The 18,542-nt window shown below is 72.1% G+C and carries 17 protein-coding genes and 1 pseudogene; 7 read left to right on the top strand and 11 right to left on the bottom strand.

Annotated elements, in window-relative coordinates:
* Positions 1-3: 3 nt before the first annotated feature.
* The 4 genes and pseudogenes from QC283_RS02415 to QC283_RS02400 form a co-directional block, all read right to left on the bottom strand.
* Positions 4-1,314 carry a DNA cytosine methyltransferase gene (locus tag QC283_RS02415; RefSeq protein ID WP_279559615.1) on the bottom strand — a complete coding sequence of 437 codons (1,311 nt, stop codon included), beginning with the start codon at positions 1,312-1,314 and terminating at the stop codon, positions 4-6.
* 11 nt (positions 1,315-1,325) lie between these two features.
* On the bottom strand, positions 1,326-2,321 hold the full coding sequence (locus tag QC283_RS02410; protein WP_279559614.1) for a DNA cytosine methyltransferase: 996 nt from the start codon (positions 2,319-2,321) through the stop codon (positions 1,326-1,328).
* Positions 2,309-2,719 (bottom strand): very short patch repair endonuclease, encoded by a 411-nt coding sequence (locus QC283_RS02405; RefSeq protein WP_279559613.1) that lies wholly within the window; start codon positions 2,717-2,719, stop codon positions 2,309-2,311. The genes QC283_RS02410 and QC283_RS02405 overlap by 13 nt, the downstream gene beginning before the upstream one ends.
* Before the next feature lie 633 nt (positions 2,720-3,352).
* A pseudogene (locus QC283_RS02400) lies at positions 3,353-3,535 on the bottom strand (SRPBCC family protein); the annotation flags it as partial.
* 322 nt (positions 3,536-3,857) lie between these two features.
* Here QC283_RS02400 and QC283_RS02395 point away from each other — a divergent pair.
* Positions 3,858-4,889 carry a hypothetical protein gene (locus QC283_RS02395; RefSeq protein ID WP_279559612.1) on the top strand — a complete coding sequence of 344 codons (1,032 nt, stop codon included), beginning with the start codon at positions 3,858-3,860 and terminating at the stop codon, positions 4,887-4,889.
* A 242-nt stretch (positions 4,890-5,131) separates the two neighbouring features.
* Here the strand turns inward: QC283_RS02395 and QC283_RS02390 are convergent, their stop codons facing one another.
* Positions 5,132-5,587: an SRPBCC family protein gene (locus QC283_RS02390; protein WP_279559611.1), complete on the bottom strand. Its 456-nt coding sequence runs from the start codon at positions 5,585-5,587 to the stop codon at positions 5,132-5,134.
* A 516-nt stretch (positions 5,588-6,103) separates the two neighbouring features.
* On the opposite strand from QC283_RS02390, the gene QC283_RS02385 reads away from it, so the two are divergent.
* Positions 6,104-6,721, top strand: coding sequence for a DUF1707 SHOCT-like domain-containing protein (locus QC283_RS02385; protein WP_279559610.1), 618 nt, complete (start codon positions 6,104-6,106; stop codon positions 6,719-6,721).
* Between the two features lie 32 nt (positions 6,722-6,753).
* On the opposite strand, the gene QC283_RS02380 is transcribed toward QC283_RS02385, so the two are convergent.
* Both QC283_RS02380 and QC283_RS02375 read right to left on the bottom strand, forming a co-directional pair.
* Complete coding sequence (locus QC283_RS02380) at positions 6,754-7,173, bottom strand: DUF3592 domain-containing protein (protein ID WP_279559609.1); 420 nt, start codon at positions 7,171-7,173, stop codon at positions 6,754-6,756.
* An 88-nt stretch (positions 7,174-7,261) separates the two neighbouring features.
* Positions 7,262-8,290, bottom strand: coding sequence for an SEC-C domain-containing protein (locus tag QC283_RS02375; protein WP_279559608.1), 1,029 nt, complete (start codon positions 8,288-8,290; stop codon positions 7,262-7,264).
* A 282-nt stretch (positions 8,291-8,572) separates the two neighbouring features.
* Here QC283_RS02375 and QC283_RS02370 point away from each other — a divergent pair, with 282 nt between their 5' ends.
* Positions 8,573-9,430, top strand: a complete 858-nt coding sequence (locus tag QC283_RS02370; RefSeq protein WP_279559607.1) for a fumarylacetoacetate hydrolase family protein — start codon at positions 8,573-8,575, stop codon at positions 9,428-9,430.
* 123 nt (positions 9,431-9,553) lie between these two features.
* Here the strand turns inward: QC283_RS02370 and QC283_RS02365 are convergent, their stop codons facing one another.
* The 3 genes from QC283_RS02365 to QC283_RS02355 all read right to left on the bottom strand — a co-directional run bounded on the left by QC283_RS02365 (position 9,554) and on the right by QC283_RS02355 (position 12,124).
* Complete coding sequence (locus QC283_RS02365) at positions 9,554-10,426, bottom strand: LLM class F420-dependent oxidoreductase (protein ID WP_279559606.1); 873 nt, start codon at positions 10,424-10,426, stop codon at positions 9,554-9,556.
* A gap of 106 nt (positions 10,427-10,532) precedes the next feature.
* The gene (locus tag QC283_RS02360) at positions 10,533-11,024 is read right to left on the bottom strand and encodes a heme-degrading domain-containing protein (protein ID WP_279559605.1); all 492 of its coding nucleotides are present in this window, start codon (positions 11,022-11,024) and stop codon (positions 10,533-10,535) included.
* On the bottom strand, positions 11,021-12,124 hold the full coding sequence (locus QC283_RS02355; protein ID WP_279559604.1) for a Gfo/Idh/MocA family oxidoreductase: 1,104 nt from the start codon (positions 12,122-12,124) through the stop codon (positions 11,021-11,023). Before QC283_RS02355 ends, QC283_RS02360 begins: the two co-directional genes overlap by 4 nt.
* Before the next feature lie 140 nt (positions 12,125-12,264).
* Here QC283_RS02355 and QC283_RS02350 point away from each other — a divergent pair, with 140 nt between their 5' ends.
* Positions 12,265-13,446, top strand: a complete 1,182-nt coding sequence (locus QC283_RS02350; protein ID WP_279559603.1) for an ROK family transcriptional regulator — start codon at positions 12,265-12,267, stop codon at positions 13,444-13,446.
* 159 nt (positions 13,447-13,605) lie between these two features.
* Here QC283_RS02350 and QC283_RS02345 read toward each other — a convergent pair whose 3' ends face one another.
* Positions 13,606-15,198: a PQQ-dependent sugar dehydrogenase gene (locus QC283_RS02345; RefSeq protein WP_279559602.1), complete on the bottom strand. Its 1,593-nt coding sequence runs from the start codon at positions 15,196-15,198 to the stop codon at positions 13,606-13,608.
* A gap of 225 nt (positions 15,199-15,423) precedes the next feature.
* Between QC283_RS02345 and QC283_RS02340 the strand changes: the two genes are divergently transcribed.
* The 3 genes from QC283_RS02340 to QC283_RS02330 all read left to right on the top strand — a co-directional run bounded on the left by QC283_RS02340 (position 15,424) and on the right by QC283_RS02330 (position 18,534).
* Positions 15,424-16,350 carry a hypothetical protein gene (locus QC283_RS02340; protein ID WP_279559601.1) on the top strand — a complete coding sequence of 309 codons (927 nt, stop codon included), beginning with the start codon at positions 15,424-15,426 and terminating at the stop codon, positions 16,348-16,350.
* A gap of 162 nt (positions 16,351-16,512) precedes the next feature.
* On the top strand, positions 16,513-17,268 hold the full coding sequence (locus tag QC283_RS02335; protein ID WP_279559600.1) for a GntR family transcriptional regulator: 756 nt from the start codon (positions 16,513-16,515) through the stop codon (positions 17,266-17,268).
* A 141-nt stretch (positions 17,269-17,409) separates the two neighbouring features.
* Entirely contained in the window at positions 17,410-18,534 is a 1,125-nt protein-coding gene (locus tag QC283_RS02330; protein WP_279559599.1) for a TIGR03364 family FAD-dependent oxidoreductase, read from the top strand.
* Positions 18,535-18,542 lie beyond the last annotated feature (8 nt).

The following is an 18,542-nucleotide window of genomic DNA, read 5'->3' as shown; positions in this document are numbered from 1 at the left end:
GAGCTACTCGGGACGCGGGCAGCGGGCGGTGCAGTCGTCCGCTGTTCCGCAGCCGTGGCTCCGCAGCTTGGCCCGCTGTTCCTCGGTGGCCGGCTCCCACGGTTTCCGCATCGTCGCGGGGGTCGGTGCGGGAAGGCCGAGCGCGGCGCTCAGGAGGTGGGCCCCGAAGAGTGGCGGTACGGCGTTGCCCACCTGCTGGGCCTGGGCCGTCCCTGACCACGGGTAGTCCGGAGGGAAACTCTGCAGCATCCCCGCCTCGTTCATGCTGAACCTCGGACCCTCACACACGACGTGGGGGTGGTGGTCGCCGACGGGTTCGAAGACCACGAAACGCGAGATACGTCCGGTGACGGTGGTGGCGGGCTGCACGTCGGTCCGCACTCCGCGGCGTCCCGAAATCCCGGAGCTACCGTAGTTCGACCGGACCAGGAAGGGCGTCCTGCGCCCCGGGTGCGTGCCGACCGGATCGGCGAGGGCGTCGCCCATCGAAGTCCAGTGCTCCAGACCGTCGTCCTCCGTGGGGCCCTCTACCGGTTCGGGGACCTCCGCGTCGTAGAGGGTCGGCTGAATCGTCGGGGCCGCGACGTCGCCGTTCCTGCGATTCCACCCCCTTGCCTCGTAGGCGCGGTGGGTGGCCTCGGGCAGCGAGGGAGCGCCGAGTCCTTCACGACGGGCGATCAGCACGGCGCGGGACCTGGTCTGCGGCACGCCGTAGGTCTCGGTGGCCAGCACGTCGACGACGACCTTGTACTTGGTGCCGTCGGGGAGACCGATCTCCTGCAGCACCTCTGCGTAACGGTCCCAGAGCGCCCGCACCGCCGGGACCTGTTCCAGGACGATGACGTCGTACGGTCGATGCCCCCGGTTCGGACTCCGGGTCGCCTGGATCGCGTACCGGAGGGGTTCGAGCACCAAGGCGGTACGCGGATCGCTGAGGTTCTCCAGGTCCTCGTCGATCTTCTTGTCGGGCACGCCCGCCATGAGCCGCGCGATGAACTCCTTGACCTCCTCCAGAGCCTTCCGCCCTGCGCCCTTGCCGGCCACCGAGTACGTCTGGCACGGAGGCCCGCCGGCGAGCACGTTGATCTCCGGTGGGAGCGACTCGAAAGACTCCCTGCGGACCGCGCTCACGTCGGCGTGGAGGGTGTCCAGGCCGGCCGCGTAACGGGTCAGGCACGCGCTCTTGTCCCACTCGATCCCGAGACTCGGGACACCCAGCCGGTGACCAGCGACGTCCAGCCCACCGGGCCCTGCGAAGAGGTCCAGGACAAAGGGCTTGTCGAGGATGGACTGGTGGGGCGGCGTGCTGGTCATGTGGCGGAAGTCTAGCCGGCAGCGGGGGTATCTGGCTCCCCGCGCAGAGCATCGGCAACGGCCCGACCCAGCGCCCGGCCGACGGGCGGTGGCGTCGCGTGCCCGATCTGGCGGTACCGGGCGGTCTTCAGGCCCGTGACCTCCCACGACCCGGGGAACCCCTGGAGGAGCGCCGCCTGCTCCACTGTGATTTTCACCATGTTGTCCCTGCCGAGTTCGGGGTCCCACACGAAGTCGGGGCCGGGAACCTCGTTGCCCACCGTGTGGGCGTTGACGCCCATCGTCGCCCACTTCCGTTTTGCTCCGGTCGGCCCGAGGTCGGCGCCACCGCGGTTCTTCGAGCCTCCGACCAACGTCGGAGCCGGCTGGTCGGCCTGGGCGGCCCACCGGGCGGCACCCGGCCAACCGCGTGCCGCCATGGACCGCGCCAGGACGGCACCGACCGTCCGCGGTTCCGACACCGTGGGTGTCGGCGGCCGGAAAGCCCCGGCCCAGCGCCGCTCGACCGCCACCAGCACGCCCTGCTTGCGGTTCTGCGGCACCCCGAAGTCGACGGCGTTCACGACGAACCAGCTGAACTCGTACCCCAGGTGAGCCAGTTCGGCGCGTGCGAAGTCGCGGAAGCGCTGGTACCTGTCCGAGTGGGCGAGATCGGGGACGTTCTCGATGATCACGGCGCGCGGCCTGATGGCGTGGGCCAGGTAGACCGTGGCCTCCAACAGGCGCTCCTCCAGTCCGGATTCGGTCCGTCGGGCGGTCGCGCTCGACTTCACCCGCGGCAAGCCCGCCGAGAGAAGATCCACGTCGTAGCTCTCGGGGTGCTCGGCCGGGTCGAAGTCGAGCAGGTCGGTGCTGAGCACGTTCCAGCGCGGCCGATTGGCCCGCAAGGTCGCGACGGCGTCATCGTCGTCGTCCAGGAGCAGCCGCGGTTCGAACCCTGCCTGCTCCAAGCCGAGGGTGAGCCCGCCCGCCCCCGAGCACACGTCCACGAAGGTCAGTCCCCCCACGTCTCCCTCTTTCCCGCCCGTTCCCCCAGGCGCCGCACCACAGCCGCTCTCACTCGAGTGGCCACCTCTGCCGGATCCTCATGCTCCCAGAAGCGCAGCACCGTCCACCCCAGAGCGGTCAGATGCTCCGTCGTCTCCCGGTCGCGGGCCATGTTCCGGTCCAGCTTGTTGCGCCACCACTCGGCGTTGGACTTCGGGTGCGTCGCGTGCCGGGGGCACCCGTGCCAGAAACATCCGTCGATCAGAACGGCCACCTTGGCGCGCGTGAACGCCACGTCGATGCGCCGCCGCGCCATGCCCGGTACCGGGTACTCCACGCGGTAGCGCAGTCCTGCCGCGTGCAGAAGACGCCGAACGGCGAGCTCGGCACCCGTGTCCTTGCTCGCTTGGCGGGACATGCGTGCCGAGACGGTAGGAGAGGAGGGCCTCACGTTGTCCAATACTGTCGCGCCTCAGGACTGTGTCGTATCGGTCGGTGAGCACCGCATCCTGCCGGCTCGAGTCGACCGCGGGGAAACGGACCGGCCGGCGACCAGTCGCCACGGACGACGCTTGCGCGACAAGGGGGCCAGCCGTGACGACTCACTGGGACCCACCGTCCCGCCGGGGGCGAGTCACGGTGCGGAACCCGGGGCAGGACCCTGTAGAGACACTTCCCTCTCGGTCAGGTTGCCGCTCTTCCACGAGACGCTGTACCGGGCGTTGACGCCCGCTGCCGATGTCGTGCGACGGTGTCGTAGTTCGAGTTCAGCACCTCCGCTTCGACGCCGAAGCCGTCGGAGGTGGTGTCGCAGACCCTGAGCGAGCCGCCGGGGATGGAGCCGGACGGATCGGCGTGTAGCCGTAGTCGCGTTTTCCTGTGCGCCATGCGGGACGGCTGCCCGCCCCGGAGGAGCTGGCTGCTTTTCAGGCCTGTTCTCGCGCTCATCTGAGCGGCGCGTGAACAGTTCGGTCGGAACGTTCACGCCTTCCAGCACTGCACCCCCGGCGGAAGGCTCCGGCCCACGATGGCCCGGTCCCGTCGCGAGGGCTCAGGCCTTCGCTCCGTCCGCCAGGAACGCCGTCAGGCCGTCCAGGAGCATGCCGCTGCCCTGTTCCGCCATGTCGCGTTCCTCCGCCGTGTCGCAGGTCTGGCGGAGGGTGATCATGGTGTTGCGGGGGCCCTCCTCGGTGAGTTCCATGGTCATCGTCGTGGGGTCAGGGCGGCCGGGGACGTGGTCCTGGATCCGGTGGCCGTGTCGGTGCCTGCGTCTGCGTGGGCGTAGGAGGCCGAGGGGCAGCGGATCTGTGGATCCGGAGCGCGGGTGGCCGTGTACCTACGCTTACGCCCCCGTGTCCGGGAGCTGGGCGGCGGTCGGTGTTCATGGGGAAGATCGTGCGAGCGGTTCGGGCGCGTTGGGCCGTGTCATGCGTCAAAGGCGCGTCTGCGGCGCGAAAGGGCAGCGGGGACTGCCCTGTCGTCCCTTGTCCGCCGCACCGAGCGGTGGATATCCGTAACGCAGGACCATCGTGACCGTAGGCGAAAGGTGCCGCTCCATGCCCGCCCAAGACATCGGCAGGAAGCCCGAGCTTCGCGGACGTCAGGTTCCGGTTCAGCGCCCGACACCTCGCTCGCCGCACGTGCCGCACGCCGCGCACGTCCCGTCCTCCGGCGACCTCGACCACGAGGCGATGGCCCCGCAGCAGTTGCTGACCCTGCAACGCAGCGCCGGCAACGCGGCGTCGACCCTGGTGCTGCAACGCGCGAAGAAGCTCACGCAGAAGCAGAAGAGGGAGCGTGAAGCGGCCGAGAAGGCGGAGCTGGAGGCAGCGGCGCCCCAGCGCGACCAGGAGACACAGGCCGTCCTGGGCGCCAGTCACTGGCGAGAGAAAGCACAGAAAGCCGGAGTGGGACCCACCGCGATGAAGGGAGACAACCCGTCCACCGGAGCTGAGAGAAGCCTCGATGAAATCCTGGTGAAAATAGGTCCCGAACTCCTGGAGGAACTAGCCAAGACGGAGGAGACCGGGCGGCTGAAGCTCTACCGGACCATGGACAGAGACGAAGCCGACGCGATTCTCGCCTGGCGTGGCAAGAGAGAAGCGACGGAGAAGTGGGTGGAGCAGCAGCGAGACCGTAAGAAATCGGACGGGTCGCCGGACCCGGACGTGTCGAAGGAGTACCACGCCGAGACGGGGAAGGACGACGCGACCGTCGGCACCATGCCCGTGAAGAATCACGTCGGCGACTGGGAGCAGGCCGACATCTACTACAAGAAGAAGAGCTTGAAACCGAAGACGACGCTTGAGTTCACGCTCAAGGAAGGCGCCCACACGCACCTGTTCAGCCCGGCTCACGCGGCCGCGCGCGGGGACAGCGGCGCTGTCGGCGACATGCGCGGATATTTCAAGAAGCAGGGCAAAGAGCTCCCGACGTCAGCCGGCGGTGAAGGGGGGCTCGCCGGGTACATCGGCGTGAAGCAGGAAAAGAAGGGGCCCTTCAGCCTGAGCGTGGGAAAGTCCGAGGCGACGCAGATGCTGTTCCAGCTCTTCGTCGAAGAGGTCAGGGATCTGTACCCGCAGGCCTGACGACGCGACGGCGCCGTGCGTCACGCGGACGCATCACTCGTACGCGAACGTCCGCACCCAGTCCACGGGCGCCGCCGGTCGTGCGGAGGTCCTCCTCGCCGCCGATGGGTTCGGCGAGAGGGGATGACGGGTGATCCGCTCGCGGGCTCTCCCGCAATCGCGCTCATCTGAGCAGGGCGTGAACGATCTGGCGGCAGAGTTCACGCTCTTCATGACCACGGGCCCGGTCCCGTCGCGAGGGCTCAGGCCTTCGCTCCGTCCGCCAGGAACGCCGTCAGGCCGTCCAGGAGCATGCCGCTGCCCTGTTCCGCCATGTCGCGTTCCTCCGCCGTGTCGCAGGTCTGGCGGAGGGTGATCACGGTGTTGCGAGGGCCTTCTTCGGTGAGTTCCATGGTCATCGTCGTGGGGTCGGGGCGGCCGGGGATGTCCATGCCCAGGGTCAGGTGGCGGTTCTCGGTGACCTGCTGGTAGGTGCCGGTCAGGGGGAACGCGGCGCCGTCGGGGGTGAGCATGGTGGCCTTCCAGGCGCCGCCCGGGCGTACGTCCAGTTCGACGGATCCGGGGGCGGCGTGGGCCCACTGGGCGTACTCGTCGGGGGTGGTCCAGGCCTGCCAGACCCGGGCCGCGGAGGCGTCCAGGGTGCGGGTCAGGGTGTAGGAGAAGCCGTTCGCCGCCTCGGTGGTCTGCTCGGTGCTCATGTCGTCCTGTCTCCTTGAGTCGGTTGACTTGGCTCGACGCCTTGCGTTCTCCGTAAGACCGTCGCATTTGTAGACGGCCGTCGGCGCGGAAACTCATCGGTCCGTCGCGGCGGGTCTTTCCGGGCCGTGGCACCGCGGGTCCCCGCGCCGCGAGCGTCGTCGCACACTGGGCGAGGAGGGCCGGGGCGGACGGGGACGTGCTCTCCGAGGCCGCGAAGGCCTCCTACGACGGGGCAGTCCCACGGACCACCCCGGTTCGAGGTGCCGGATGGCGTCGGCTCCCGCAGGGCCGCCTCCGGCGTCGCCAGGTCCGGCTCGGTCTCCACGCCCGCGCTGGGGACCGGGGAATCGATGCGGGCGGCAGCTCTCGCCCGACGGCAGCGGCGGGTGGAATGCGGACGGCTGGCGCGGCATCGGCGGAGAGCTCGCCAACTGCTGTTCCGAGCAGCGCTTTTGGGATGTGCGGTCCCAGCCCTCGCAGTCCGCTCGACTCACCGGCGGCTTATCCTTGCGGCCATGACCACCCAGCCTCCGGAGTCGTCTCCGCGCCCTGCCTCATCAGGAGAACTTCGCGCCTCTCACGACGACCGGGAAGCAGTGGTGGAGCAGCTGCGCGACGCGGCAGCCGAGGGGCGCATCGATTTCGACGAGCTGGACTCGCGCCTGGAGCAGGCGCTGACGTCGAAGACCCACGCGGAGCTGGCCGTCCTGACCGCCGACCTGCCGAGGCCGCGTTCCTCCGAGAGCCGGCCGCCGCTGGTACTCAAAGGCGGCATGTACGGCGCGTCTCGAGGCCCCGGGCGCTGGGAGGTTCCCGGGCACGTGATCGCTCACGGGGGCGTGGGAGGGGTGAGCATCGACTTCACCCGGGTCGAGTGCCGCCTCCCGGAGGTCGCGGTGGAGGCGTACGGAGAGACATCCGGTGTCACGATCATCATCCCCGACGGCTGGGCCGCGGACACCAGCGGCATGGATCCCGCACTCGGCGGCCTGAGGGACAAGACCACTCCCGACCGGCTCCCGGGAACCCCGTTGATCCGGCTCACCGGATCCGGAGGCCTCGCGGGAGTGGTCATCCGCCACCCCAACCGCCGGGAACGGCGCAAACTGCACGGCAACCCGACGCAGGGCTAGGACGCGCGCCGAGGAGTTCTCGGCGGGCCGCCTCAGACGACCGCCCAAACCCCCAGCCCCACCCCGAACAGACACAACAGCACCCCCCACACCAGGTTCGTCATCGGAGTGAACGTCGTCCGCGTCCGGACCACGACCACGCGGCGCGGGTCCGCCGGGTCGTAGCGCACCACGACCGTGTGACCGGTACGGAGCGTGTGGAGGCCGGAGTTGAGAGGAGCGCGGCGGTACGTCTGGTGGTGCGGGCCCGCCTGGTAGCGGACCTGGGCCGGGTGGAGGTCCGCGCCCTCGCGGCGGGGGCCGCGGGCGACGTCGCCCTCCGTGCGGACGCCCCGGACGCCGAGGAGACGCAGGCCTCGCCGGCCGCGAAGGGCGCGATGGACGACGCGGATACCGAAGGCCGTCCAGCCGGCGGCGAAAAGCAGGGCGACGGTCAACCAGGGCTGTGACACGGCAGGCTCCCCCGAAGCGCACGACAGTCATCCCCGAGCATCGTCCGGGTTCGGCACCCGCGTCAGGTGAGCGGGAAGACGCGCCCCGTCACGCCCCGGTTCCGTGGCACTCCCCGTACGGCCGGCCCGAGCCGCACCAGCAGGCCGCGCCCCGCTGCGGCGGCCACGCCACCGCGCGCCCCCGTGCCGCGAGCGTCGTCGCGTACTGGGGGAGCAGGGCCGGATCGGCCGGGGACGCGCTCTCCGAGGCCGCGAACGCCTCGTACGACGGGACCGTGCCCCGGACCACGCCCAGATTCGGGGTGCCGGACGACGCCAGCTCCCGCAGGGCCGCCTCTATCGTCGCCAGGTGCTCCTCGTAGGACGGGTACTCGGCGGCGAGGGGCGGATACGCCTCGAGGAGTTCCGTCAGTTCGCCGGCCGGCCAGTGGAGCATGGCCACCGGGAAGGGGCGGGACAGGGCCTCGCGGTAGGCGCCCAGTTCGGCGCGCAGGCGGGAGATCTCCGCCTCCAGGTCCGCCGGATTGTCCGAGCCCAGGGACCAGACGCGCTTCGGATCGTGCAGCTCGTCCAGGGTGACCGGCATGGAGTGCAGGGTGTCGGCGAGGGCGTCCCAGTCGTCGTGGGGCAGGCCCAGCATCCTGCGGACACGGTGACGGCCGTAGAGGAGGGGATGCGTCGAGTACGGGGGTTCCGCCACGTCCGTCAGGAGCAGGCGGGCGCCCTCCGTGAACGACTCGTGCGCCGCCTCCAGCTCGTCGTGGGCCTCCAGGGCCTCCGCCACGATCACCCACGGGGCCGGGTCGCGCGGCGCCGCCGCACGGACGCCGTCGATGATCGCCCTGGCCTCCGCCTCGTGGTCGTACTCCCACAGGTTCGAGGCCTTGAGGGCACGGACCAGGGACGGGTTCTCCAGACCGGAGGGGCCGGTCTCGGAGGGCGACAGCAGGCGGTCGTAGAGCTTCGTCGCGGCAGGGCGGTCGCCGGACAGTTCCAGGTGGGCCGCGGCGCGCAGGAGCAGGGCCTCGGCGTCCTCGGGGTAGAGGCCGGCGGTCCGCTCCAGGCGTGCCGCCTCGGCGGCGTGGTCGACGTTTTCGGCAGGCGTGTCGGGGCGCATGGGTGACACCGTACTGCCGAGAGGTGACGGAGGTGAGGTCCCCGCAGGCCAGAGGCTCTGCCGAAGGCGACCGGCTCAGGTGCGCGAGCCGGTCACAACGTGCGGGTATCGCCGGCTGCAGCAGGGAGGGACGAGCCCCTGGCTACGGTCCAGTACGTGAACGGGGTATTGCGGAGTGGACCCCGACCTTGGACGATCGACCAGTCCTCCGATGGCTGCGCACTGCCGCATCCAGGTCGCACCTCATCGGGCGGGCTGCCCGAGACCGAGGAGTTGGGGATCATGAAGCTGTTGCGAGTCGGTACGGCGGGGTCGGAGCGACCCGCACTGCTCGACGCCGACGGGACCCTGCGAGACCTGTCGAGCGTCGTGCCGGACATCGACGGGGCGCTGCTCGCCGACGAGACCGCGCTCGGCCGGATACGGGCCGCCGCCGAGGCCGCTGAACTGCCCGCCCTGGACGGCACCGGGCTGCGCGTCGGACCGCCCGTGGGGCGCATCGGCAAGATCGTGTGCATCGGGCTGAACTACCACGACCACGCCCGGGAGACCGGGGCCGAGCCGCCCGCCGAGCCCGTCGTCTTCTTCAAGGCGCCGGACACGGTCGTCGGGCCGGACGACACGGTGCTCGTACCGCGCGGCTCCGCCAAGACCGACTGGGAGGTGGAGCTGGCGGTCGTGATCGGGCGTACGGCCCGCTACCTGGAGTCGGCCGAGGAAGGCCTCGCCTGCGTCGCCGGGTACGCGGTCGCGCACGACGTGTCCGAGCGGGAGTTCCAGATCGAGCGGGGCGGGACCTGGGACAAGGGCAAGAACTGCGAGACGTTCAACCCGCTGGGGCCGTGGCTGGTGACCGCCGACGAGGTCCCCGACCCGCAGCGGCTGTCGCTGCGGCTGTGGGTGAACGGCGAGCTGAAGCAGGACGGGACGACCGCGGAGCAGATCTTCTCCGTGGGGGAGGTCGTGCGGTACGTCAGTCAGTTCATGGTGCTGCGCCCCGGTGACGTCATCAACACCGGGACGCCGGCGGGGGTGGCGATGGGGCAGCCCGAGCCGAAGCCGTACCTGCGGGCCGGGGATGTCGTGGAGCTGGAGATCGAGGGGCTCGGACGGCAGCGGCAGGAACTCAAGGACGCGTAGGCGCTCCGCTGGGGGGCGGGGGACCGCGGTGCGTTGTTGGCCGCGGGTGGGTCGTGGCTGGTCGCGCCCACGCGGCGGAGCCGCACATGTCACAGCCCCGCGCCCCTTCGGGGGCGCCTCAGCTCACGCCAGTAGTGAAGCGAGGCGGCGCCAGCCGTCCCTGGGCAGGGGGGCCATGTCGTCCTCCACCAGTTGGAGGGCCACGTGGTCCGCGCCCGCGTCGTGGAAGGCGTCGACGCGGGTGCGGATCGTGTCGTCGTCGCCCCAGGCGAAGACCGCGTCGATCAGGCGGTCGCTGCCGCCGTCGGCGACATCGGCGTCGGTGAAGCCGATGTTGAGGAAGTTCTTGGTGTAGTTCGGGAGCTCCAGATACCCGGCGAGGTAGGCGCGGGCCGTCGCGCGGGCGCGGGCCGGGTCGGAGTCGAGGACGACCTTGAACTCCGGGGCCAGCAGCGAGCCCTCGCCGAGCCTCTCACGGGCCTCGGCGGTGTGCTCCGGGGTGACCAGGTACGGGATCGCGCCCGCCGCCCGGTCCCGGGACAGCTCCAGCATCTTCGGGCCGAGCGCGGCCAGAACCCGGTGGTCGGCCCGCATCCCCGCCTTGTCGAGGTCGTCGAGGTAGCCGACCATCGTCGAGTACGGGCGCTCGTACCCTCCCACCATCGGGCCGTGGCTCACGCCGAGGCCGAGCACGAAGCGGCCGGGGTGGGCCACCTCCAGCTCGGCGAAGGCCGCGGCGGTGGCGGAGGCCTCGTGCTCCCAGATGCTCTGGATGCTGGTGCCGACCACGATGCGCGAGGTCGCCTCGATCAGCGGGGCGGCGTGCTGGGCGGAGGTGTTGCCGCCCAGCCACACGGCGCCGAAACCGAGCCGCTCCAACTCGGCGACGGCCTCGGCCCGCTCGTCGGCGCCGTCCCGGTCCACGGAGCGCAGCTGCGCGCTCCAGACGCCGTACCGTCCGACCGATTCCTTCAGAGAAGCCGTCGCGTCGTTCATCGGTTGTGATCCCTCCGGTGGGCGCCGTGATCATCCTGCGTACCTGCCTGCCAACCACGGGTACCCACCGGTGATTCCCCGATCACGCCGTCCGGGGCCAGTCGGGCTACTCGCCCAGGAACCGCTCCAGGGCCTCCACCACGAGCCGGTGGTCCTCCACCTGCGGCAGCCCGGACACCGTCACCGAGCCGATCACACCGACGTCCGCGACGGTGACCGGGAACGAACCGCCGTGCGCCGCGTACATGTCGGCGTCGAGCCGCGAGGACTCCTCGAACGTCGTGCCCTTCGCCCGGAAACGGGAGCCCACCAGGTACGACGCGGAGCCGTACCGCTCCACGACCCGGCGTTTGCGGGCGATCCAGGCGTCGTTGTCCGGGGTCGAGCCGGGCAGGGCCGCGTGGAAGAGCTGCTGGCCGGCGCGGTGGATGTCGATGGCGACCGGCGCCCGGCGCTCCCGGGCCAGCTCGACCAGGAGGGAGCCGAGCGCCCACGCGTCGTCGTTCGTGAACCGGCGGAAGACCAGGCGGCGTTCCTGCGCCTCCAGTTCCTCCACGGTCGGGACGGCTGTGCCGGGGGAGTCGGGAGAGGGGCTCACAGGGTGACCACCATTCCGTCGTGGGCGGACCGGCGGGCCGCCTCCAGTACGTCCAGGGCGTCGGCCGCCTCCCGGGCGCCGACCGGGTTCGGGCCGCCCTCCAGCAGGGCCTTCGCCACCGCCGCGTAGTAGGCGGGGTAGTCGCCCGCCACGGTCGCCTCCACGTGTCCGCCGCCGGTCAGCGGGGACTCCCCGGAACCCACGCGGCCCCACAGCGACTCGTCCTCCTCGCCCCAGCCGGGGCCGGGCCGCTTGCCCTCGCGCAGCGCCGCCTCCTGCGGGTCCAGGCCGTGCTTGACGTACCCGGCCTTCGAGCCCAGGACCCGGAAACGGGGGCCGAGCTGGGCGGCGGTGGAGGAGACGTAGAGGTGGGAGCGGACGCCGTTCGCGTGCGTGATCGCGATGAACGTGTCGTCGTCCGCCTCCGCGCCCGCGCGCCGGACGACCGACTCGGCGTACACCCGCGTGGCCGGGCCGAAGAGGACGAGCGCCTGGTCGACGACGTGGCTCCCGAGGTCGTAGAGGAGACCTCCGATCTCTGCCGGGTCGCCGGACTCGCGCCAGCCGCCCTTCGGCTTCGGCCGCCAGCGCTCGAAGCGCGACTCGAAGCGCCATACGTCGCCCAGCGCGCCCTCGGCGAGCAGCTTGCGGAGAGTGAGGAAGTCGTTGTCCCAGCGGCGGTTCTGGAAGACGGAGAGCAGCAGGCCGCGCTCCTCCGCCAGTGCCGCCAGCTCCCGCGCCTCGGCCGCCGTGCCCGCGACCGGCTTGTCCACCACGACCGGCAGACCGGCCCGCAGGGCCCTCGTCGCGAGCGGTACGTGCGTCTTGTTCGGGGACGCGATGACGATCAGGTCCAGCTCGGCGGCCCGGTCGAAGAGCTCGTCCGGGCCGGCGACGGTCCGGACGTCCGGGAACTCGGCGCGGGCCTGCTGCTGCCGCTCCGGGTTCGAGGTGACCACCGTGTCCAGGGTCAGGCCCTCGGTGGCGGCGATCAGCGGGGCGTGGAAGACGGAGCCCGCGAGGCCGTAGCCGACGAGGCCGACGCGCAGCGGGCCGCCCGGGGCGTTACCAGGGGCGTTGCCGGGGGGAGTAGCAGTCATACGCCCTACTTTCGCAACGGTGTTGCCAAAGTGCAAGCGCCGGAGACAATGGGGGTGTGAACAGGACGAACGGCGGAGGACCGGGTACGGGTACGGATGCGGGGGCCGGTACCGGTGCGGGCTCTGTGAGGGGCGGCGGTATGCGGGGTGCGGCGGGTGGCGCCAACCTGCTCGCCCTGCGCAGCCACAACACCGCCCTGGTACTCGACCTGCTGCGCACCGCCGGTGCCCGGGGCATCAGCCGGCTCGAACTCGCCGAGCGGACCGGGCTCACCCCGCAGGCGGTCAGCAAGATCACCGCCCGGCTCCGGGACGAGGGCCTCGCCGCCGAGGCGGGACGCCGCGCGTCCACGGGCGGCAAGCCACGCACGGTACTGCGCCTGAAGCCGGGTGCGGGCCACGCGGTCGGCGTCCACCTGGACCGGGACGAGTTGCGGGCGGTGCTGGTCGACCTCGACGGCGCCGTGGTGGCGGAGCGGCGCTCCCCGCTGGACCTGGGCGCGGGCGCGGAGGCCGTGCTGGAGGCGGTGGCGCGGGCGGCCCGGGAGCTGGTCGCCGGCACTCTGACCCCGCCGGGGAGTGCCCTCTCCACCGCGCCCACCCTCCTCGGCCTCGGCGTCGCCCTGCCGGGGCCGCTCGACCATGTCCGGGGGGTGCTGCACCGGGTCACCGGGTTCCCGGAGTGGGACGGGTTTCCGTTGCGGGACGCGTTGGCGAGGCGGCTCGGGGTGCCGGTCGTCGTCGACAAGGACACCAACGCGGCAGCGCTCGGCCTCGCGGTCGGCGGTGAGGGCGGTCGCGGAGGTGGCGAAGGCCGCGAAGAGGGCGGTCGCGAAGAGGGTGGTGGCTCGGGTGGCTCCTTCGCCTACCTGCACCTCGGTACGGGGCTCGGCGCCGGCCTCGTCTTCGGCGGCGGCGTGCACCGGGGCGCCCGGACCGGCGCCGGTGAGTTCGGGCACCAGGTCGTCCAGCTGGACGGGCCGCCCTGTACCTGCGGCGCCCGCGGCTGCATAGAGGCGCTGTGCCTCGGGGCCGTCGCCCGCGGCGACCTCGCGGAGGCGGCGCGGGTGCTGGGCGCGGGCGCCGCGAACCTCGTAGGACTGCTGGACATCGACCTGGTGCTGCTCGGCGGCCGTACCGTCGCCGCCGCGCCCGAGGCCTTCGTCCACGGCGTCGGCGCCGTCCTCGACGCCCGCGCCCGGCGCGAGGGCGGACACGACGGCGCCGTACCGGTGCGGATCGCGCCCGGCGGGACGCGCGGGGTCGCGGAGGGCGCCGCGCAGCTGCTGCTCGCCCCGCTGTTCGGGCGGGGGGACGCCTGACGAGGGCGCCCCCCGGACCCGGCCCGGTTCTCCCGCCGAGAGCCTTCGGGACCGTACTCCCGGCGCGCGGACGGCATACCGCCACCGCCACCGAGCCGGGCACCGCCACCGAGCCGGGCACCGCTACCGGAGCCGGGCACCGGCACCGCGTACCGTCGCTCAGCTGCCCATCGCGCACGCGTCCTGGTTGAGCATGAACCGCGGCGGCGGCGACGCGTCACCGGTGTGGCTGATGAGGTAGCCCATCGTGACGCTCGCGCCCGGCGCGATCGTGGCGTTGTGCGTGGCGCCGCGCGCCTCGACCGTGTTGCTCAACTGGGTCAGATCCGTGTTCCAGTCGGAGACGACGGTCTGCCCCGGGGCCAGCGTGAACTCGAGCGTCCAGCCGTTCACCGGGGCGTCACCGGTGTTGGTGATGGTGAGGTCCACCGTCGAGCCGGTGCCCCAGGACGTCACCGTGCGGTCCACCCGGCAGGTGGGCTCCTCCTGTGCGAACGACACCCGGTGCAGGCCGCCGGGCAGGTCGTTCACCACGTAGAACTCGCCGTCCACCGTCGTGCCGATGTTCGTCACCTGGGTGGGCATCCGGCCGATCTCGGCCTCCTCGTAGCCGCCCCGGCCGTCGGGGCGCAGCGCCCAGACGGTGGACGAGCAGTAGTCGGTGGCGATGTAGGTGCCGCCCACCAGGTCGGCGTACCGCTCGCCCCGGTAGACGTGGCCGCCGATGACCGAGCAGCCGCCGGTGTAGGGGGAGTAGGTGAAGACCGGCTCGGTGTACTCCTCGCCGGGCACGCAGTCCCCGTCGGCGAACTTCTCCAGCCCCTCGTAGCAGGACCAGCCGAGGTTCAGTCCGCCCTGTCCGGCGGCGATGTGGTCGATCTCCTCCCAGTGGCCCTGGCCGACGTCGCCGATCCACAGCGAGCCGTCGACGGCGTCGAAGGAGAACCGCCACGGGTTGCGCAGCCCGTACAGCCAGATCTCCGCACGGGCGCCGGGGGTGCCCACGAAGGGGTTGTCGGCGGGGACGCAGTACGCGAGCGGGGCGCAGGCGCGGCTCACGTCGACGCGCATGATCTTGCCCAGCAGGGTGTCGAGCCGCTGCCCGGAGTCGAAGGGGTCGCCGGAGCCGCCGCCGTCGCCGATGCTCCAGTACAGGTGGCCGTCGGGGCCGAACGCGAGCTGGCCGCCGTTGTGGTTGCTGTACTCGGCGTGCTCCTGGGAGAGCAGGACCTCCAGGCGGGACTCGTCGAGCCGGTAACGGGCGAGGGTGACCGCGCCGTCGGGCAGCGCCGTGTACGCCAGGTACAGGTCCTGGCTTTCGGCGAAGTCCGGCGGCAGGGCGAGGCCGAGCAGGCCGCGCTCGTTGCCCGACTCGTCCACGGACGAGGTGATGTCGATCAGCGGGGTCCCGGCCAGGCCGGTGTCCGGGTGGTAGACGCGGACGGTGCCGCTCTTCTCGGTGATGAACAGCCGGTCCGTGCCGTCGTCGGGGGCGGCGATGGCGGTGGGCCGTCTCAGCCCGGAGGCGACCTGGGTGGTGGTGGCGCTGAGCGACGGGAGGGGGACGGGGGAGGACTCCCCGGCTGCGGCCCCGGCCCCGGCCCCGGCTGCGGCCTCGGCTGCGGCTGCGGCTGTGGCGGGGGGCGCGGGGATCAGGGTGATCAGCAGGAGAGCAGCGGCGAGAGCGGTCAGGGCAAGCGACAGGCGACGCCATAAGTGGTGGGCATGTATATGACAACCAACTGTGTCCATGAGTCCTTCTTTCCGCATGCCGTCAGGAGTGGGGTGGAAGGTGTTTGGGAGCGCTCCCGCATTCAGGCTGCGGCTCACGGGGCGGAGCGGCAACGCGTGATCGCGCCACTTTCACGCCGTCTGGCGAGAAACAGTGCCGATCGAGGGGCGCTCGTGCTCCGTCCGGGTGTCGTGGCCCGATTGGCGGTGCCCGAAACCGCGATCCACCGGCACGCTCATGTGTTTATGCGACTGTTCACGCCCGCGTCCCCCCGCCCGGCGGCGGCAGCCGCCCTCCTCGCCGCCTCCGCGTCCGCCGCCCTCGCGCCCGCCGTCCCCGCGCACGCGGGCCCCGATGAGCCGCTTCCCGCCTGCACGGCCCCGGACGACCACACCTTCCCCCTCACCACCCGCATCCACGGCGGCCCCGCCGGCTACGAGGCGGGCGGTGGCCACGGCACCTGGTATCTGGACCTCACCAACACCACCTCCCGCACCTGCGAGGGCATCCACCCGGTCGTCGTCCTCGTCGACGAGAAGCGGGCACTGGAGCCGTCGCAGCCCCGCCTGGAGTTCTACGACGGCTCCCGCCCGCACCCCGTCGACTTCGAGACGACCGACCGGGACGAGCTGATCGGCGCGTTCGGTGAGGGCGACGGCGTCGAGGGCGAGGGCGACGGCGACGGCGTCGAGGGTGAAGGTGCCGAGGGTGAAGGTGCCGACGGGTTCCCCGGCTTCACCGTCGGCCCCGGCGAGACCCTCACCGTCAAGGTGCGGCTCGCGCTCACCTCGGACACCGCCCCCAACCAGGTCACCGCCAACGCGGCCGTGGTCCAGCGCCGTGGCGGCGACGGCGAGTGGATCGGCCAGTCGAACGACTACCGCTTCCGGGTCGGGACCGGCGAGTCGGCCGCCGCGACGAGCACCGGCCCCGCCCGTCCCACCGGCCCCGCCCGTCCCACCGACCCCGCCCGTCCCACCGATTCCGCCGCCCCCACCGACCCCGCCGCGCCCTCCGCCGCCGCAACCCCGGACGACCAGGGCACCGGCCTCCCGTTCGCCGACGAACTCGCCGGCACCGGTCTGGGACGGGCGGACGCGGCCCTGGGCGCCACCGTCCTGCTCGTCGCCGCCGGCGGCGCGGCCGTACTGCTGGCCCGCAGACGCCGCTGACGCCGCAGCCGCCGCTGACGCCGCAGCCGCCGCGCCGCCGCAGCCGCAGAGACGCCCCTGACGTCACGACGCCGCAGCCGCGCACCGGACGCAGGGGCGGGCGAGGACGCTGAAGCCGGGACACCCCGCGACCCCCGCCACCCCGTCTGCGACCATCCCTGCGTGGACTACCCGAACGACCAGGCCCCGGGCGCCCCCGTACGCTCCGGAATCCCGGAACACGGCCGCGTGCCGAAGTACTACGCCGTCAAGGCGCGGATCGACCGTCTGGTCGGCGAACTGGGGGAGGGCAGCGCCATCCCCACCGAACGGGACCTCTCCGAGCGGTACGAGGTCGCCCGCGAGACCGTCCGGCAGGCGCTGCGTGAACTCGTGCTGGAGGGCAAGCTGCGCCGGCAGGGACGCGGCACGGTGGTCGCGGGCCCCAAACTGGCGCAGCCGCTGTCGCTGGCCAGCTACACCGAGGGCGTCCGGCGCCAGGGCCGCACCCCCGGCCGCGCGCTCGTCACCCTCGACCGTTTCCCCTGCCCCGAGGCGCTCGCCGCCGAGACCGGCCTCAGGCGCGGGGAGCCCGTCTGGCACCTGGAGCGCGTGCTGCTCGCGGACGACGAGCGGGTCGGCCTGGAGAGCACCTACGTCGCCGTGGCCCGCATCCCCGACCTGGACACCGCGTTCGACCCCGACTCCTCCTTCTACGCCCACCTCGCCGAGCAGGGCATCGCCTTCGGTGACGCCGACGAACGCATCGAGACCGTGCTCGCCACCCCGCGCGAGGCCCTGCTCATCGGCACCCCGCCGGCCCTCCCGATGCTGCTCATCCACCGGGTCTCGCGGGACACGGAGGGCCGCCCGCTGGAACGCGTACGGACGCTGTACCGGGGCGACCGCTTCTCCTTCACGGCCCATCTGCGCGGCTGAAAACCGCCCCTCGCCACACCACCGCACCCCGAATTCACATAACGGAAAGATAACGGGTCTAGCCCAAACGTGGCGACCAGTTCACGCTCTCGTTGTCAGCCGGATTCCTCCGGTTCCCTGATGGCGAGGAGCGTTGCGGTCGTGAGAGTGATAGTCGTCGGAGCCGGCGTGGTGGGCACCATGCACGCCTGGCACGCAGTGAACCGCGGCCACGAGGTCGTACAGATCGAGCGCGAGACCGAGGCCCGCGGCGCCTCACTGCGCAATTTCGGCCAGATCTGGGTCAGTGGCCGCGCGGGTGGAGAGGAGCTGGAGACCGCGCTGCGGGCGCGGGAGCTGTGGGAGGAGATCGGCGGCCGCGTCCCGGCGCTGGGCTTCCGCCCGAACGGCTCCCTGACCCCCGTCCGCGGCGACCTGGAACGCGCGGTCGCCGAGGCGGCCGTCGCCCGCCCGGACGCCGCCGCCCGCGGCCACAAGCTCCTCACCCCAGGTGAGGCCCGCGCCCTGAACCCCGCCCTGCGCGGTGACTTCGACGCCGCGCTGTACTGCGAGCGCGACGCGGCGGTCGAACCGCGCACCGCCCAGCTCGCCCTGCGCGCCGAACTGCTCAAGTCACCGAAGTACACCTTCCTGCCCGGCCGCGAGGTCCGCGACGTCATCGGCGAGAACGCCGTCCGCGACGACCACGGCGACACGCACACCGGCGACGTCGTCGTCCTGTGCACCGGCGCCTGGCTCGGGGGCCTGGTCCGCGAGCTGGCCGGGCCCGACCTGCCCGTGCGCCGGGTCCGCCTCCAGATGATGCAGACCGACCCCCTCGGCGAACCGCTGACCACCTCGGTCGCCGACGCCGACAGCTTCCGCTACTACCCCGCCTACGGCTCGCCCGCCCTGGACGAGCTGAACGCGCGCGCTCCGCAGCCGGCCACGGCCGCGGAGCACAAGATGCAGCTGCTGATGGTGCAGCGCGCGGACGGCGGTCTGACCATCGGCGACACCCACGAGTACGAGCACCCCTTCGCCTTCGACACCGTCGAGGACCCCTACGAGCACCTCACCGGTGTCGTCGAGTCCCTCCTCGGCCGTCCGCTGCCGAAGGTCCGCCGCCGCTGGGCCGGGGTGTACGCGCAGTGCACCGACAAGAGCCGGGTCGTGCACCGGCAGCAGGTCCGCGACGGGGTGTGGCTGGTCACCGGGCCCGGCGGGCGCGGCATGACCTGCTCACCCGCGATAGCCGAGACCACCGCGAACGAACTGGGCTGGTGAACACCCCT

The sequence above is a fragment of the Streptomyces sp. DH41 genome, from assembly GCF_029813785.1.
Taxonomy (GTDB): domain Bacteria; phylum Actinomycetota; class Actinomycetes; order Streptomycetales; family Streptomycetaceae; genus Streptomyces.
The sequence above is the reverse complement of the archived record's forward strand: the minus strand, read 5'-3'. Positions and strand labels throughout refer to the sequence as shown.